This window comes from Ruegeria sp. AN6 (genome assembly GCF_056540425.1).
The window spans coordinates 178,167-194,478 of sequence record NZ_JBQFWR010000006.1; the positions used below are offsets into that span (position 1 = coordinate 178,167).

Consider the following 16,312-nt stretch of genomic DNA (forward strand, 5'->3'; position numbering starts at 1 on the left):
GCCAGCCCGATACAGGCTGGCCCAACAGGGATTAGCTGCCCAGCTCGTCTTCGATCAACTTCTTGAAGTCGTCATAAGACTGGTTATCAACCTTCTTGCCATTCACGATGAACGAGGGTGTCGCCTGAATTCCATCACGTTCAGCGTTCTCTTGATACCAGGCTACCAGAGTCTGCGCGCGGGTGCCGTCCTGCAAGCAGGCTTCAAGCTGATCATTGTCGATACCTGCTAGACGACCAATCTTGCGCAGCTCGTCAACGATTTCGGCGGGACCTCCGGCGCGAGTCCATTCGGACTGACCTTCATACAGCAGATCGGTAATGCCAAAGAACTTCTCGGGGCCCGCACACCGCGCCACCATCGATGCCCAAAGGCCATAGCGGTCGAAATACACCTCGCGGTAGGTGAACTTGACCTTGCCCGTGTCGATGAAGTCCTTCTTGAGCTGCTTATACGCGCCCTGATGGAAATTCGCGCAGTGCGGACAAGTGTATGATGCATATTCGATGATCTCGACTGGCGCGTCTTCCGCCCCCTGCACCATCTCAACGATGGTTGACGTGTCCAGATCCGCCTCTTGCGCCTCGGCGGTACCGACAAGCGGGTTCGAAGGGATCGTATTACTCGACGTTGTCAGCCAATAGCCGCCAGCGGCTACGGCGACAGCCGCACATATTACGGTTGCAATCCGGCTCATTCCTCAGCCCTTTCTTAGCGTTTCTGTCTGGATAAAACGTTGCGGCCCAATCGTTCAAGGGCTGCACGCAAATCTTCATCATGAACTGCGCGCGACACATTGTCGGCCTCAGCTGCAACTTCTGGTGAAACAACAGGTTTTGTGTGTTTCGGTTTATGATCGAAACTCGCCTGCCCCTCGGCAAATCCGGTCGGCGCGGTCTGGGTGATACGTACCCGATTGATCGCGTTGTAGCCATAGACGGCATTCACCTTGTCACGGAGCTGTTCTTTCTGCATCTCCAGCATTGGCGCCTGCGGTCCGGTTGTCAGCACCGTCAGCGTCGCCCCAAATCCGCCCTTGGCGTATCCTACATTCACCGGCCGGGCGATCGACGCGATGTCCTGGCCCACAATCTCGGCCCAATGGGTCAAAAGGCGCGAGACGGCAAAACCCCGGCTTTCCCCGGCCTGCCTGATCCGGTCATTCAGCAAAGTGGCGGTGCGCTTGAACCCGCGGGTCGAAGAACGTCTGCGTTGCATCTGGTTTCCAACTCTTGCGCGACTATTGTAATAAGCTGCGACCTGTGCGCCAGTGAAACCCGACAGGGAGTTACATAAAACTTGCGTGACTGCACCGAAATCGACCTGAGCAAGACGCTGTTGGACTGGTACGACCGCCACGCGCGGGAAATGCCGTGGCGCATTGGCCCGGTGGATCGCGCCGCCGGTGTCATGCCTGATCCCTATCGGGTCTGGCTTTCCGAAGTTATGCTACAGCAGACCACCGTAGCCGCTGTGCGCGACTATTTCATCAGATTCACCACCCGTTGGCCCACTGTCAAAGCCTTGGCACAGGCCCAAGACGATCAGGTCATGGGCGAGTGGGCTGGCCTTGGCTATTACGCCCGCGCGCGCAACTTATTGAAATGCGCGCGCGTTGTCGCTGCTGAATATGATGGTCGATTCCCCGAGAGATACGACGGATTACTGAAACTGCCGGGAATTGGGCCCTACACCGCTGCTGCTATTGCAGCGATTGCATTTGATCAATCCGAGACTGTTTTGGACGGCAACGTCGAACGAGTCATGGCGCGGTTATTTGACATTCACGATCCCCTGCCTGGTTCAAAACCCCTGTTGAAAGAAAAGGCCGCGTCACTGACACCACCTCTGCGGCCCGGGGATCATGCTCAGGCGGTTATGGATTTAGGCGCGACGATCTGCACTCCTAAATCTCCAGCCTGCGGGATTTGTCCACTCTATGCGCCCTGTCTGGCGCGGGCTGCGGGTACGCAGGCAGAATTACCGCAAAAAACACCCAAAAAACCGAAACCTACACGGCTGGGCCATATCTATATCGCCCAACGCAGTGATGGCGCTCTGCTATTGGAACGCCGCCCCGACAAAGGCCTGCTGGGCGGCATGTTGGGCTGGCCGGGCTCGGACTGGTCCGACGCGCCTGTAGAAAATCCTCCGTTCCCGGCGCGTTGGCAAGAAATACCGGGCGAAGTGCGGCACACTTTCACCCATTTTCACCTGATCCTGCGTATCTGGACGACCAAACTGCCCGATGGGTTTACTCCGGACGATCTTATGATCATGGACAAACACCAGTTCAAACCCAGCGACTTACCCACCGTTATGCGCAAGGGTTTCGATCTCTGGCGCGGCCAATAGACCGCTGTGCAAAACATAAAGAGCGGTCTACTGTTCGGGCAACGTTTTGGAGCCCCAAGATGATTGCATCTGACACCCTCTCTCGCTGGCAATCTGCCGTTCCATTTTGGGTCTCATACCTGCTGGTCCCACTCATTTGGATGACTTCTTTTGCTGGTGGTTGGTGGGTCTTGCTTGTGCCTCTTTCAACTTGGTGGGCCTTCGCTGTGCTGGATCAACTGACGGGGCTTAACTTGGAAAATGCCGACCCGGATGCGCTAGATGAAGAGCTGGACTGGTATATTTGGCTGACCAAAGCATGGGCTCCGGTGCAGTTCCTCACGCTTTACGGACTGATCTGGTACACGACCCGCGCAACGGGACTGACCACAATCGAAAAAATCGGCGTGTTCTTCGGCATGGGCGTTATTTCAGGCACGATCGGAATCAATTACAGCCACGAGTTGATGCACCAGAAAGGCAAGCTGGAACGATGGCTGGGGGATATCCTGCTGTCGATGGTGCTTTACTCCCATTTCCGGTCCGAACATCTGCTGGTCCACCACCGCTATGTTGGCACCCCACGCGACCCTGTGACCGCACGCTACAACGAAGGCTTCCACCGTTTCTATCCGCGCGTCCTGCGCCAAAGTCTAAAATCGGCGTTTCACGCCGAAGCGAATAAACTGGCCCGCAAAGACTGCCCCTGGACAGCTTCCACGAACCCCTTCTGGCGGTATTGGACCTTGCAATCGACCATGCTGCTTCTGGCGTACCTGCTCGGAGGATGGGCCGGGCTAGGCTTGTTCCTGCTGCAGGCAGGTACCGCGATCTGGCAGCTAGAATTGGTCAACTATGTCGAACATTACGGCCTGACGCGCAAATATCTTGGCGACGGGAAGTACGAACACGTCCACCCGCGCCACTCGTGGAATGCGTCGCATAAAGCGTCGAACTGGCTACTTATCAACCTGCAACGCCATTCGGATCACCATTACAAACCAAGCCGCAGGTTCCCTTTGCTGCAACACCATTCTCAGGACGCCGCCCCGCAACTGCCATATGGGTATCCGGTCATGACAATTGCTGCGATGATCCCACCATTGTGGCGACGCATCATGAACCCCAAGGTCCGAGCGTGGCGACGTAAATACTATCCCGAGATCGCCGACTGGCAGCCCTATAACAAGGCGCAGAACCCTCTGCCTCGCACCTAACCGCAGCACGCGCCAGCGTGCTGCTCCGCCCAACAGGAAGGATCGCATCTTTGATGCGGTTCTGACAGGCGGGAGCCCCTATTTTTGGAGCACCCAAAAATCCATCGGGGCGGCGACACCTCGCACCGTCTGATCCGGCCGCTGTTCAAATCCTGCCATCAAGTCTTCTGAGTTCGGTGTTTCTTGCAACGCTTGGGTGCGCAATGCATCGCTGACAATTATGCGGGCAGCGCATTCGCGCGTCATGGCCTCAAGCTTTGCAGCAACATTTACCGCATCACCTATCACGGCGAACTCCAGCCGGTTCGCTCCGATATCACCCAGGACAACTGAGCCATAGTGAACCCCTACTCCGATCTGAATCTCTGCCTCGCCGGCGCGTTTGCGATCAATATTCCAGCGGTCGATCATATCGACCATCGACCGGGCACAAGCCAATGCATTGCTCGCATCCAATTCACTTGGCAACGGTGTGCCAAACGTAGCCATCAATCCGTCTCCAAGATACTTGTCGAGCGTTCCATGATGGCGAAACACCTCTGTCTCCATCCGCGCATGGAACCCGCGCAAGACCTCGATAACCTCATACGGATCGCGCCCCGCAGAAAATTTGGTGAACCCAACGATGTCGATGAAAAGAACCGCAATGTCTTCTTTGCGGACCTGCTTCAAAGGCTCATCGTTCTGGCTGAGCTCATCAACCACATTCGGAGAGAAATAGCGCGACAAGTTCGCGCGCTCACGTTCAAGCCCGGCATTCGACATCAACAAGCGATTGAGGCGCCGCATCGAAACACCAAGCGTCACTGCAACCATGACAAAAACAATCACCTGCTGAATACGAAGCGTCGGCATGAAACTGTTGGGATCCATGAATTCTGCGACGTCTGGATAACCTGCCAAGGCCTCGGATACGCGCTCGCTGATCCCCGGTATCGGCATGGAGACCCACCATGCAATCACCCAACCTGCTGTCCACATGAACGCCGTCCAAGTTCCAATCGCGATGACGGTACGCCAGGAATAGGCAAGAGTTCCTGCAGCCAGAATGATGAAGAAATACTGGAAGTTGTCGAACCGGTACTGCATTGCCAGCGGCCGCACGTCGTCGCTGAATGGGTTAGGAACGATCATACCCAGTGTCATGATCAGCAGATCAATGAAGATCAAAAATAGCTCTGTTCGGGATTGACCAACGCGCCCCGCACGTCGGATCAGCCAACCATTGGCGCAGATCAGCAACAGAATGAAATGGTACCAGAGAACCTCCCAGTGGGGGTTCAGGTAAATCAGCAATAGTGCTGTAAAGGCCATTGCGATCCAACGCGCCCGAACTGCAAGCTCCAAACCCTCACGCTTATTTCGTTCCAGCGCGGCTTCGGTGTACTTGTTGTCTAGGTCATAATTGTCCGGCTGCGTGAAGAACAGTCTGCTCAGACGAGATTGACTGGCGGTTGTCTCGGTCATTGCATCGGTCTCCCATATGCGCTGTCAGGGGCTACGCTATGCAATCATCCTATAGAGGAAAACAAAAGACCCCGCCTAAACGGCGGGGCAAGGCTTAGTGCCTTGTGTCAGGCCACAGGCACCGGCGGTATTGAGTAAATCAGCTATGCATCTCTGATCGGATCTGCTGACGCAGCACATCAATTGGCACAGTCTTGCCATCGCGTTTGAAGCACCAGTAAGTCCAGCCATTGCAGGAGGGCGCATTCTCCAGATGCGCGCCGACCTGATGGATCGAGCCCTTGACGTTGTCGCCTACCAACGTCCCATCTGCGCGTACCTTGGCCTTGTGGCGCTGGTTCATGGAATAAAGCTCCTCACCCGGACGCAGCATGCCGCGTTCGACCAATTGGCCAAATGGCACGCGTGGCTCGGCGCGTTTGCTGGCACTGACTTCCAGCGCCTCGCGGTCGAATTTACGGACCTTGGCGATGCGCTTTTCAGCCACCTTGCGATAGCTTTCTTCGCGTTCGATACCGATGAACTCTCGCCCAAGCATTTTCGCGACAGCACCCGTGGTGCCAGTACCAAAGAAGGGATCGAGCACAACATCACCCGGATTGGTCGAGCCAATCAAAACACGATGCAGCAGTGATTCTGGCTTCTGTGTCGGATGCGCCTTGTCGCCATTTTCATCCTTCAAGCGCTCATGCCCTGTGCAGATCGGCAGCACCCAATCGCTGCGCATCTGTACGCCTTCATTCAGCGCTTTCAGCGCTTCGTAGTTAAACGTGTATTTCGCACCCTCACGTTTGGAGGCCCAGATCATCGTCTCATGCGCATTGGTGAAGCGCTTGCCGCGGAAATTCGGCATCGGGTTCGATTTTCGCCAAACCACATCATTCAGAATCCAATAGCCCGCATCCTGCAGGGCGGAACCCACGCGGAAAATGTTGTGATAAGACCCTATCACCCAGATCGCACCATTGGGCTTCAGCAAACGATGCGCCGCTTTCAGCCATTCACGCGTGAACTGGTCATAGGCGCCAAAGCTTGAGAATTGATCCCAGTGATCATCGACCGCATCGACCTGAGAGTTGTCTGGCCGGTGCAACTGGCCTTTCAACTGCAGATTATACGGGGGGTCCGCAAAAATCAGATCAACCGACGCCTCGGGCAGACTGTTCATCACCTCGATGCAGTCCCCGGATAGAATCGTGTTTAAAGGGAGCGCGGTTGCGCCCTTCGTCTTGATTGTGGTCATATCACTGCCTCAGTTCCACGGCGCTTTTGCGCTCATTTGGTTGGGACAAGGATGAGTCAAAGATGATTCGCCGTCAATTTCTTTTTTGAATCAGCAACTTACAATTTACTCTTGATACAAGATATTGTGGACCGGTTTGAACGAACGTCTATGGTGTGGGGTCACGCCAAGATTTTGCAGCGCCTCGCGGTGCTGTTTTGTCGGATATCCGGCATTTGCCTCCCACCCATAGCCGGGATGCTGTTGCGCCAAATCCACCATCAACTGATCACGCCAGATTTTCGCGATGATTGACGCCGCCGCAATCGACACCGACCGTGCATCGCCCTTCACCACTGCCTGCGAGGGCAGTTTCATCCCGCGCGGGATCAGGTTTCCATCGATCAGCAGAAAATCCGGTGCAGGGTCGAGCGCCGCGACCGCACGCACCATCGCCAGATGTGAGGCGCGCAGAATGTTGTGCTCATCTATCTCGGCGACTGTGGCTTCGGCCACCGCGACCTCTGCCCGTTTGCGCAATGTCTCATCCAAACCAACGCGACGTTTGGCCGTCAGTTTTTTGGAATCGTTCAGCCCGTCCGGAATATCCTGCGAATTCAATACCACCGCTGCCGCAACAACCGGCCCGGCCAATGGACCACGCCCAACCTCATCCACCCCGGCAATTCGGGTGTATCCGCGCGCCAGCAAAGCCCGTTCGAGTTCGAAATCAGGTGTCGTCATATAATTGGCAAACCGCGTTTCCTTGCCGGGCGCAAGAAAAAAGAAGAGGGCAGCTTGCGCCACCCTCTCCCGCGTGGCGCTTCTGTGGCGCCACTCCTGCTCGAAACCGGTTACTGGTAAACGACGCGGTATCCTTTCTGGCGCAGGCAGGCGGGTTCGTATGCCCGTTTTACCCTTTTACCATTCCAGAAACCAACCTTGCATTGGTGTGGCAGGCTATCGGCATGTTTATAGTGCTTCTTAAGGCAGTTCGGCCCAAGCAAGGGACGATTGCTCGAATAGGCATTGAACGTGCGCAGGCAGCGCTGCGGCAGATCATAACGGGCCACCCGCTTTGGCAACGGGCGTACAGCATGTTTTTTCTTGGCCTTCTTCGCCTTGGCTTCCGCCTTCTTATGACGCTTGCGGCGTTCTGCCTCTTCGTCGCGCTTTTTCTCTTGATGATAGTGGTTGACCGCAGCACCTATGATCGCGATTGCAGCCAATCCGCCGAGAATATCTCGGGTATCCGCCGCGCGTGCCTGTGACGCTGAGATCCCGGTGATGGCGACGGCGGTTGCGATGATCAGAGCAATGAACTTCCGGTGCATGATACGTGTCCTTTCGGATAATGGGGCAGGCCTGTTAACGACCGCAAAACTGATGACCCGACATTGCGACCTCCCCCTTCAGACAAGCAATAACGGCAATCTGTTATCCAATATCAGCACCTCAAAACCCCTGAGGTTATTGAATATCCGCCCAACCCATGCGCAGGATGCAGCCCATGAAACAGATCCTCTCTTCTCTGGCTCTGACGGCCCTGATATCGGTTGGGTCGCAGGCCGTCGCGGCAGATTGCTTTGCCGACTACAAAGCCAAGCAGGACAATCCCTTGCGCCTGCACTATGGCGTTATGCAGGTCTCAAGCTGCGATAAGGGCTCGGCCCGGAACGAAGTCGCAAAGCGGCTGAAATCAAACGGCTGGACCCTGCTGAACGTGATGACCGTTTTTGAGGCGAATGGATTGGATCAAAGGAAGGCCAATGCCGGAAAATTCTATCTCCGTTACTGAAGCACGCCGCTCGGGGGTTCGGCTGGTTGGTCTGGGGATAGCGGCAATCGTCGCGATCCTGGTGACTGCAGCGGTTTTCCTGTTCTGGACGCTACCGGATGCGAACGCTTTCAACGCGCGTGTCGAGCGGTTGTTTGTCGAGTCTGACCTGACCTCACAATCCGAAATCCGCCTGCTGGAAATACTGGCCCAATCCGGCACAGCATTCGCCGATACGCTGTCCAGCTATAGGATGGTGATTTTTGTCCTGTTGGTATTTGCAACCGCGATGCTGATCACTGCGTTGGTATTTCTGGTTATGCTGGTATTGCTGAATCGCCGCATGGCGCAGATTGAACGGACCGGGATTCAGGTGACCTCTCTGCTAATCAGCCGGGAGGAAAACACTGTCTACCTCAACAACATGGATTTCAGGCTGACTCCCGCAGCAATGGAAACCCTATCGGTACTAGCCGAATCCCGGCTGGATGACGAAGTTCTGTCCGGTGCGCAGATCGAAGCCATGATTTCAGGGCGGAACGTGATCGATTGCGAAGAAGCCGCTGGTGCCACCCGCATCAAACGCCTAAGGGACGCACTCGGCAATCAGATGGTCAGTGAATTGCTGGTGAAAAATATCGCAAAAAAAGGCTACATGTTGTCGATCGAAAAAGACGTTATTCAGATGGTCTGACTGCTTCACCGCGGTAAAATCTGTGTACACATCTTGGAATCGTCACCTTGAAGGCCCATCATATAAGGGCTTGGCCAGGGGAGGTTGCAGATGAACGTCCATGCCACACCAAATGTCAAAGGCTATGGTATTTCGGTTGAACCGTTAAAAGGGCGGATTGCGATCTACCGTGGTGATATCCTGCTAGCCGAAAGCCATAATGCCAAGGTTATGTATGAAACGCGGCTGCCCCCTGCAGTTTACATCCCGCGTGAAGATCTGTGCGTGGAACTCAGCCCCGAGACTGAGTTGCAAACATTCTGCCCCTTCAAGGGCACCGCAACTTATCACGACATCAGCCTGCCGGAAGAACACTTGAGAAATTCGATCTGGGCCTATGAAGATGCCTTTCCCGAAAGCGCAGCCATTCAAGGACATATCGGCTTTATGCCCAACACGGCGACGCGGATCGACCTTGGAGAAAACCAACTTCGGCAACCCGATGACGGCAACATCAGCGGGCCTTTGATCGACTGGTTGATGCGCGGAGCGTCGGATATCGAAACACCTGATGCTTTCACCAAAGCACTGGCCGAGAAAATGCTGGAACACGGCATCGCAATACAACGCCTTAGCATCCTGGTCTGGTCGCTGCACCCGTTGATCGCAGGCAAACACTACATCTGGGAAAAGGACACAGCCGAGATTTCGACCCACACCCCGACCTACGAGATCCACGATCACCCTGCCTTTACCAATAGCCCCCTGCGCCACGTCTCAAATGGCCTGGGCGGCGTGCGCCAACGCCTGAACAACGACAATCCACATAATAGCTTTCCGATCATCGAAGATCTGCGCGCGAAAGGGGCAACAGACTATGTTGCCATGCCACTACCCTTTTCAGATGGGCGAATAAACGTCCTGACTCTGACCAGTGATCACCCAGATGGATTCACAACAGAAAACCTTGGCCTGGTTTTTGAGTGCTCTTCCGTAATCGCGCGCTTCTACGAGGTCTTCATGCAGCGTGAAAACGCTCAGGTTCTGCTTGAGACCTATGTGGGCAAACGCTCGGGCGCTCGGGTTTTGGGCGGTGAAATCCGCCGAGGTGATGGCGATGATATCGATGCGGCCATAATGTTCTGTGATCTGCGCAAGTCAACCGCGCTCGAAGAGACGTTGGGCCGCGATGAATACATCGATTTGCTGAACGCGTTCTTCGAAACAGTATCGGGGATCGTGCACGACCATGATGGAGAAGTGTTGAAATTCATCGGCGACGCGGTACTAGCTGTTTTCCCGGCGGGGGACGACGCCGCTAATGCCCGGACCAACGCGCAGCTCTCCGCGATTGAGATCGTCGAGAAACTGTCTGAGCTGCGCAACGGCGAAAATGACTATCATTGCGACTGCTCAATAGGCGTCGCCTATGGTCGTGTTACTTACGGCAATGTAGGCTCACAAGAACGGCTGGATTTTACGGTGATCGGACAAGCGGCCAATATCGCCGCCAGACTAGGGGAATATGGCAAAACAGCTGGCCACAGAATCGTTGTATCCCACGATATCGAGCCCGCCTGCAAACAGGCCATTCCATTGGGAGAGATCAAGCTGCACAACGTTTCGCAACCGATTAGTTCTTTTGCACTGCAAGCTTCTGCAGATATCTAACCGGATACTTATATTGTCAGCGGACACGACGCGTCAAAAGATCTGAACACCTAGCTGCCGAAGCCTGGTCTTTACCACATTCGAATTTACGCTTCAGAGCTTTGGTGATTTCTGACCCAGATCGAACTCCGTCCGAGATCCGGAATTTAGTATCAAAACCCGCCACCCAGCAGGATCAAAGCCGTCTGTGCAGGTGAAGTTACACTCTGGATTTGCGCGATCTGGCTGCGGGTCAGATAGGTATCTGTCAATTTTTCGACGGCTTCTATATCCGTAAATTGCGCCAGATCCGAGGATCCGGTGGCGCGATGCAACCGATCCTTAAAGACTTCAAGTTGTTTGTCTAAATCCAACTGTGCAAATGATCTGGGCAGGCCTAATGCCGTTTCCATCATATTGCGCAACGGTGGCAATCCCATAAGGACGAACCATATTCTGTTCTCACTTCCACCTTGTTGAGCTATCTCGCGCAAGGCGTGCTGCGTGAATAATGCGATACGCATCGTTTCATCGGATTCACCAACCGATATTTCGAACCGAGCGGTCAGATTATCTTCGGCGATCTTCTCCATCGCGCTGACCAAACTCGTCTTGGGAATCTCACCCGGCCCCAATCCAAAAGCTTTTGCAAAGTCACGATATCGCTTGTCAGCCAACCTATTCGCCAATGCATCCTCCGCCTGAGTACCGTCCGACAGGATCTTTTGAATGAAAAACCGATTGTTCAGATCATCTTCGAGGCCAAAAGCGCCCAAGGCGATCTGTAGCAAGCGACGATCAGCAACCAGATCTTCAGCCGAGCGAACATTTCCTATGTTTTTCAGAAAATACGCTGTCTCACGCTCATTAATCGACGAGTTCGAAAAACTTTGCAGTTGCGCGTCATACGTCCGCTGAAGAAATCGCCAGCCCACAATTCCACCGGTGGGTACAACCGGTTGAAAGGTCATTGCTCATACGCCATCAACCGCTCTTCTCGTGGCAATAGAGAGCGCAACGCTTTTAGGCACTTATAGTATTGCTCAGCCACCAACGCTTCTGTGGCATCGGCCAACACCCGGCGGCTATCGGTATCTGTAAAGACTTGGCTTAACTCCTCTACGCGTCGCAGCAACAGCTGACGCGCCTGATCGGGTTTTGTGTCACCAGACAGCACAAGCTGTGCTGCATAGCAAACACGACGCACTGGGGTGTTCACCTCTTCAGGGTGAATTGCATCGCGCAGACGCAGAACATTGGCTTGCGGTGTCATGATGGAAAATCTGCTGCGGCGGTCACCATTTTCAATGACGACGCCGTTGATCAGAACCCGCTCTTTTGGAGCAAGCTTTAGCACCAGACCGCCCATCAATTCCCCCTCATTTGACGCAGTCCTCGCAAGACTGCCATGTTGATTTCAAGCAGCGGCTCTACTGTCGCTTTATTTCCCAACACCTGACTGCTGTGTTGTTCCGTGAATTCAGCGAGATAAAATATTCGAGCCCGCAGATTGTTCGGCAGTGCATTATCAGCATCCGCAACATCGGTCGCCAACACGCTCCACAACCGGCGGTTTTCATGCAATGCCTGGACGAAGGCGGTAAAATCCGTTTCCATGCGTGCCGACGCAGACTTTAGGCGATGTGTGATTTTGGATATCGCCTCATATTCCGTATCCCGGGGCGTTCGCGTCGGTGCAGCAGATTGCGCATAAGCGCGTTGGGCGAGCGTTTGCGGAGTCACTTGAAATCCTTCCGATTATCCATCAGCGGGCAGTTAAGGCCGGAGCACGGCGCGCGCGCCCCGGCTGAGTTCCTGAATTAGCGGAACAGCGACAGGATGGACTGCGGAGCCTGGTTCGCAATAGAAAGAGACTGCGTCGCCAGCTGTTGTTGCACCTGCAGAGCCTGCAACCGGGCCGACGTCTCTTCCATGTCGGCGTCGACCAATGAGCCAATACCGGATTTGAACGAGTCCGCCAGGTTCGAGATGAACTCTTTCTGGGTTTCAATCCGGCCCTGCGACGAACCAAATGCGGCCGATGCATCAATCGCGGTGTTGATCAGTGTCTCGATGGTTCCTAATGCTGCCGCGGCACCTGCATCGGTCGATACGTCAATCGACGACAACGCACCTAAACCGCCTGCTCCGGCATTGGTGAATTGCGCCGAAACGGTCACATCGCGATCTGCGTCAGCACCCGCTGTCGCAGTCCCGGTAACGAATGAGAGCGTACCCGCCGCGCTGGAGTCATAGTCGATAGCCACACCGGTAATACCCAAGGCATCAATCTGGTTCTTCAACCCAACTGCGACAATCGCATCAGTATAAGCTGAGTCGTAGGTGCCCGACGGGTCCAGATCTCCAGCTTGAACCGTATAGGAAGCAACTTTGTCACCGATGGTAATCGACACCTGGTCACCAGCAGCAAAGTTGTCAGTCGAGCTGTCGATAACGATATCACCCGAACCACCGGACTTATCCATTGTGAACCCGGCTGCATCATTGTCGGTGGTTACGTTATCCGACCCCGCCAGAACCCCCTTCGACGCATAGCCGCCGGTCGACAAATCCTGGCTCGCGACCGAAATTGATGATGCATTTACGTTTCCAGCGCTATCACGGTCCAGCGACGCAAGAATGGATGCTGTACCTGCCGACCCATCGACTAGGTTTAGACCATTGAATTGCGCCGCGCCTACGACCGATGCGATCTGGTCCCGCAATGCCGTCACATCGTCATTGATCTTGCCACGGTCGACATTGTCTTCCTGTGCCGCAACAATCTTGCCTTTCATCTGGTTCAGCAGATCTGTAACCGTTTCCGAAGCGTTCCGTGCAACTGCCACTGTGGATTCACCCAGCGCCAGGCTGTCTTTGATGGCGTTGAAACCCTTAACGTCCGATTCCATCACTTTGGAAATAGCCCAGACGGCAGAGTTGTCCTTGGCCGTCGCCACATCTTTACCGGTCGAAATCGCGTTCTGCGTCATCGCCAGGTTCTTGTTTACGGATTTGAGAGTTTGCAGCGCAACCATTGCGCCATTGTTCGTCAGAATGCTGGACATATTTGTCATCCTCTTTGCGTTCGAGCGCCTTCGACGCCCATGTTGGACCCACCGAACCGGCGGGCATTCCGTCGTTCTGACCTTTGCGTCGCGCCCTGTGGCCTTCGCGCCACCTGCTGTTCCAGGTGCAATCCCAACTTTGACCCTGATCCCCTAACGGAGTGCTAAGACGAATAAATCCAAAGCTTTGGATTTGAATCAAACCCAGCCTTATGCACGCTTCTCCAGCTTTGCCTGCAAGCGCACCGAATACCCATTCCGCTGACCCGCCGCGTCATAAGTACTGAACTCCTGACGCACGCGACGCAGTTCCGACATGCGTTCAGCAACGGCGCGGATGCCCTCGGCTGCACTGGTCAATAGTGCCTGATTACGCGCGACTTTCATCTGAACACGAACAAGGTCGTCGCTATCAATGACTTTCAGGCCGTTGAGAGCATCAATTAGGTCTTCTTTTTCAGGTGCCAATCGGTTCAGGTCGTCAAGATCGCCGCCTATCAATGCCTTACGCTCCTGATCCAGCAGATCTTCCAACGCCTTTATCGGATTTTCATCCATCGGCCTTCTCCATCATTGCATTAAAGAGAACCTCTGACAGGCCAATTCCACCAGCGCGGGCCATCTGCTGGGCCTGCTGCTGAATTAGAAAGGAAGAAAACTGGTCTTCACCTGCGCCTCCTCCGAACGATTTCCGCGCCTGCCCAAGGCCCGCGGATTTCAACATCTCGGCGAGAAAGGTTGCCTCAAGCTCGATTGAGGCAGCTCTAAGCTTATCTGAAGCTTGAGCGGCCGGCGTCGTTGCTCCAATTGCTGATATCGACATTGGATTCTCCGTAAATTGCTTCGAACTTTCATGATCAAACAGGAAAGCAGTTAAAATAATTGTAACTTCCTGAGGTCAGAGTCCGGATCAGGCAAACACAGCCGGAGCATGAAATGTCCAACCCGCTGACCGTTTTGACGGCCTCAACCACGACAGGAAGCAAATCCGATGCCCCGCACGGGGGTGCGCGAGAGAACAAGGGAGCTCGGGCCTTTGAGGACGTCATGAACGAAGAGGTCGAGTTGAACGATCCTGAGAGCTTGCAAACAATTTCAAAACAGAAAGTCGTAGTAGAAGAACAGCCGGATGTCGAAATCAACGACTCTGTTAGAACTAATGAGGAACCACTATCCCAAAACGGTGATGAGGAGTTGCCAAATCCCGAGGCTGCGTCTCCGCAACTGTTGACGCTTGCGGACGGCGAATTGCAAGTGCCGGGACAATCGGAAATAGCAGTACCCTCGCCTGCTGTAGGACCAGTGTCTAATCAGAACATATCCACTTCACCAACCGATCAGACAAATAGGTCGACAGCAATAAGTTCGACCGCCCCGGCAGCGTCCGAAATCCCGCCAGCGCCGGAACAAAAATCCGATAAAGTTGAAAAACGGATGCTCACACAGACGCTAGGTCGGTCCGAGATCAGCCCGAATTCGAATGCACGCCAAATTCAGTCTCGAAATTCGGCCGAAGTCGGCATCCGCCCGGATTTAGACACACCGATCGCGTCGGTACTTAAAGCAGTCTCGCAGCAGCAAACAGCTAGCGCCACTAGTGTTCTGATATCGACCCAAGCCACAAAAATAACTCCCGCAGATACAATCCGCGAACCCGTAACAGACTACGAGATTCTCGATATGCCAACACTAAAGGAAGCGACATCTGTGCCCATCCAGCGGGAAACCATGGGCACAACACCATTTATACCCCATCGCGCCGAATATGCCCGCGCCATTGCGGGCCAATTGGCAGCCGTCATCTCAGCAAGGCCTGGCGCTCAGGGCGTAGACATCGCCCTCAACCCCGAGGAACTGGGCCGCGTCTCGATCACATTAACCAACCGTGAAGACGGGTTGCATCTGATGATCATGACGGAACGGCCAGAAACGCTTGATTTGATGCGGCGGCACATCACGCTGTTATCCGCTGAATTCGAGAAACTTGGATACCAAGGTATGTCACTTGATCTGGGCCTGTCCGGTAACACAGCAGAGCAAGAAAAAGATCCCGAGGCGCAGCAGTTCTCTGACACATCGGAGGTCGCTGTTGATGAGACTCATAATGCACCGATAGTTCAATCCGGCCCGCGTGGTGGCCTTGATGTGAGGCTTTGAGCGATGATCACCCCGTCGAGTTCAACCGCAAACCCAATTGCCACCTCAGGTGTACCCAGCAACGCGCAACGTTCTGCTCTGACGTCGGATTTCAAGACATTCCTGCGCATGCTGACGGTACAGGCACGAAATCAGGATCCGCTGGAACCATTGGACTCGTCAGAATACGCCTCGCAGCTCGCGCAGTTTTCGATGGTCGAACAACAGGTCAAAGCAAATGAACTTTTATCTGGTCTGGCTTTGACGTTGGGATCGGTCAATCTGAATCAGCTTGCCAGTTGGGTTGGTATGGATGTTCAAGTTGCCGCACCATTTCAGTTTGAAAACCAGCCTGTTACGCTCTTTGCCAGTGCAGCTCCTGATGCAACCAGAGCTGAACTGGTCATCCGCAACACGCAGGGCGACGTGGTCGACCGAATTACCGTACCCGTCAATGAAACAGAATTCGAATGGCACGGTGTTGACAGTACCGGCCCTGCGTTTCTGGCAGGGAGTTACTCTGCGTCTCTCGCGAGCTATAAGGGAGACAAATTGCTGGCCGAAACCCCCACCGCAGCTTTTGGCCGTGTTGTTGAGGCCCAAGTTGGTGACGGTGAGGTCATGTTAACGCTTGAAAGCGGGGCAGAAGTACCTGTGAATGAGGTTACTCAAATCCGAACAGGTGCTTGATCTGTTGGGCGGCGCAGGTCAAAGCTTGGCAAAATCGACTCGCTGCTCAATCTGGTAACTTCCCTGTCTGACCAAATC

Annotated in this window: 19 protein-coding genes; 7 read left to right on the top strand and 12 right to left on the bottom strand. The window is 54.4% G+C overall.

The window, feature by feature from the left end:
• Nucleotides 1-31 precede the first annotated feature (31 nt).
• The gene (locus ACR0MQ_RS11970; RefSeq protein WP_170771577.1) at nucleotides 32-697 is read right to left on the bottom strand and encodes a DsbA family protein; all 666 of its coding nucleotides are present in this window, start codon (nucleotides 695-697) and stop codon (nucleotides 32-34) included.
• Between the two features lie 14 nt (nucleotides 698-711).
• The gene (locus ACR0MQ_RS11975) at nucleotides 712-1,218 is read right to left on the bottom strand and encodes a DUF721 domain-containing protein (RefSeq protein ID WP_480608414.1); all 507 of its coding nucleotides are present in this window, start codon (nucleotides 1,216-1,218) and stop codon (nucleotides 712-714) included.
• 150 nt (nucleotides 1,219-1,368) lie between these two features.
• On the opposite strand from ACR0MQ_RS11975, the gene ACR0MQ_RS11980 reads away from it, so the two are divergent.
• Both ACR0MQ_RS11980 and ACR0MQ_RS11985 read left to right on the top strand, forming a co-directional pair.
• A complete protein-coding gene (locus tag ACR0MQ_RS11980; protein WP_480608506.1) occupies nucleotides 1,369-2,355 on the top strand; it encodes an A/G-specific adenine glycosylase in 987 nt (328 codons plus the stop codon).
• A 59-nt stretch (nucleotides 2,356-2,414) separates the two neighbouring features.
• Entirely contained in the window at nucleotides 2,415-3,551 is a 1,137-nt protein-coding gene (locus ACR0MQ_RS11985) for an alkane 1-monooxygenase (protein ID WP_480608417.1), read from the top strand.
• Between the two features lie 78 nt (nucleotides 3,552-3,629).
• On the opposite strand, the gene ACR0MQ_RS11990 is transcribed toward ACR0MQ_RS11985, so the two are convergent.
• The 4 genes from ACR0MQ_RS11990 to ACR0MQ_RS12005 all read right to left on the bottom strand — a co-directional run bounded on the left by ACR0MQ_RS11990 (nucleotide 3,630) and on the right by ACR0MQ_RS12005 (nucleotide 7,574).
• Entirely contained in the window at nucleotides 3,630-5,018 is a 1,389-nt protein-coding gene (locus ACR0MQ_RS11990; RefSeq protein WP_480608420.1) for an adenylate/guanylate cyclase domain-containing protein, read from the bottom strand.
• 139 nt (nucleotides 5,019-5,157) lie between these two features.
• Nucleotides 5,158-6,261: a site-specific DNA-methyltransferase gene (locus ACR0MQ_RS11995; RefSeq protein WP_170545279.1), complete on the bottom strand. Its 1,104-nt coding sequence runs from the start codon at nucleotides 6,259-6,261 to the stop codon at nucleotides 5,158-5,160.
• A 105-nt stretch (nucleotides 6,262-6,366) separates the two neighbouring features.
• On the bottom strand, nucleotides 6,367-6,984 hold the full coding sequence (locus ACR0MQ_RS12000; protein WP_170771716.1) for a ribonuclease HII: 618 nt from the start codon (nucleotides 6,982-6,984) through the stop codon (nucleotides 6,367-6,369).
• Nucleotides 6,985-7,094: 110 nt separating this feature from the next.
• Nucleotides 7,095-7,574, bottom strand: a complete 480-nt coding sequence (locus ACR0MQ_RS12005; RefSeq protein WP_170771585.1) for a hypothetical protein — start codon at nucleotides 7,572-7,574, stop codon at nucleotides 7,095-7,097.
• Between the two features lie 176 nt (nucleotides 7,575-7,750).
• On the opposite strand from ACR0MQ_RS12005, the gene ACR0MQ_RS12010 reads away from it, so the two are divergent.
• From ACR0MQ_RS12010 to ACR0MQ_RS12020, 3 genes are all read left to right on the top strand, one after another.
• A complete protein-coding gene (locus ACR0MQ_RS12010) occupies nucleotides 7,751-8,038 on the top strand; it encodes a hypothetical protein (RefSeq protein ID WP_170476327.1) in 288 nt (95 codons plus the stop codon).
• Nucleotides 8,010-8,711, top strand: coding sequence for a helix-turn-helix domain-containing protein (locus ACR0MQ_RS12015; protein ID WP_170476330.1), 702 nt, complete (start codon nucleotides 8,010-8,012; stop codon nucleotides 8,709-8,711). The genes ACR0MQ_RS12010 and ACR0MQ_RS12015 overlap by 29 nt, the downstream gene beginning before the upstream one ends.
• A gap of 90 nt (nucleotides 8,712-8,801) precedes the next feature.
• Nucleotides 8,802-10,361 carry a DUF427 domain-containing protein gene (locus ACR0MQ_RS12020; RefSeq protein WP_480608425.1) on the top strand — a complete coding sequence of 520 codons (1,560 nt, stop codon included), beginning with the start codon at nucleotides 8,802-8,804 and terminating at the stop codon, nucleotides 10,359-10,361.
• A 152-nt stretch (nucleotides 10,362-10,513) separates the two neighbouring features.
• Here ACR0MQ_RS12020 and ACR0MQ_RS12025 read toward each other — a convergent pair whose 3' ends face one another.
• The 6 genes from ACR0MQ_RS12025 to ACR0MQ_RS12050 all read right to left on the bottom strand — a co-directional run bounded on the left by ACR0MQ_RS12025 (nucleotide 10,514) and on the right by ACR0MQ_RS12050 (nucleotide 14,231).
• Nucleotides 10,514-11,311, bottom strand: coding sequence for a DUF1217 domain-containing protein (locus ACR0MQ_RS12025; protein WP_480608428.1), 798 nt, complete (start codon nucleotides 11,309-11,311; stop codon nucleotides 10,514-10,516).
• Nucleotides 11,308-11,709: a flagellar biosynthesis repressor FlbT gene (flbT, locus tag ACR0MQ_RS12030; protein ID WP_480608431.1), complete on the bottom strand. Its 402-nt coding sequence runs from the start codon at nucleotides 11,707-11,709 to the stop codon at nucleotides 11,308-11,310. Before flbT ends, ACR0MQ_RS12025 begins: the two co-directional genes overlap by 4 nt.
• Nucleotides 11,709-12,083 carry a flagellar biosynthesis regulator FlaF gene (gene flaF / locus ACR0MQ_RS12035; RefSeq protein ID WP_170545299.1) on the bottom strand — a complete coding sequence of 125 codons (375 nt, stop codon included), beginning with the start codon at nucleotides 12,081-12,083 and terminating at the stop codon, nucleotides 11,709-11,711. Before flaF ends, flbT begins: the two co-directional genes overlap by 1 nt.
• A 77-nt stretch (nucleotides 12,084-12,160) precedes the next feature.
• Complete coding sequence (locus tag ACR0MQ_RS12040; protein ID WP_170545302.1) at nucleotides 12,161-13,408, bottom strand: flagellin; 1,248 nt, start codon at nucleotides 13,406-13,408, stop codon at nucleotides 12,161-12,163.
• A 210-nt stretch (nucleotides 13,409-13,618) separates the two neighbouring features.
• Nucleotides 13,619-13,966, bottom strand: coding sequence for a flagellar export chaperone FlgN (locus ACR0MQ_RS12045; protein ID WP_170771592.1), 348 nt, complete (start codon nucleotides 13,964-13,966; stop codon nucleotides 13,619-13,621).
• Complete coding sequence (locus ACR0MQ_RS12050; protein ID WP_170771593.1) at nucleotides 13,959-14,231, bottom strand: rod-binding protein; 273 nt, start codon at nucleotides 14,229-14,231, stop codon at nucleotides 13,959-13,961. Before ACR0MQ_RS12050 ends, ACR0MQ_RS12045 begins: the two co-directional genes overlap by 8 nt.
• 113 nt (nucleotides 14,232-14,344) lie before the next feature.
• On the opposite strand from ACR0MQ_RS12050, the gene ACR0MQ_RS12055 reads away from it, so the two are divergent.
• Together ACR0MQ_RS12055 and ACR0MQ_RS12060 are read left to right on the top strand one after the other, a co-directional pair.
• A complete protein-coding gene (locus ACR0MQ_RS12055; RefSeq protein WP_480608437.1) occupies nucleotides 14,345-15,565 on the top strand; it encodes a flagellar hook-length control protein FliK in 1,221 nt (406 codons plus the stop codon).
• 3 nt (nucleotides 15,566-15,568) lie between these two features.
• On the top strand, nucleotides 15,569-16,234 hold the full coding sequence (locus ACR0MQ_RS12060) for a flagellar hook capping FlgD N-terminal domain-containing protein (protein ID WP_480608439.1): 666 nt from the start codon (nucleotides 15,569-15,571) through the stop codon (nucleotides 16,232-16,234).
• Nucleotides 16,235-16,312 lie beyond the last annotated feature (78 nt).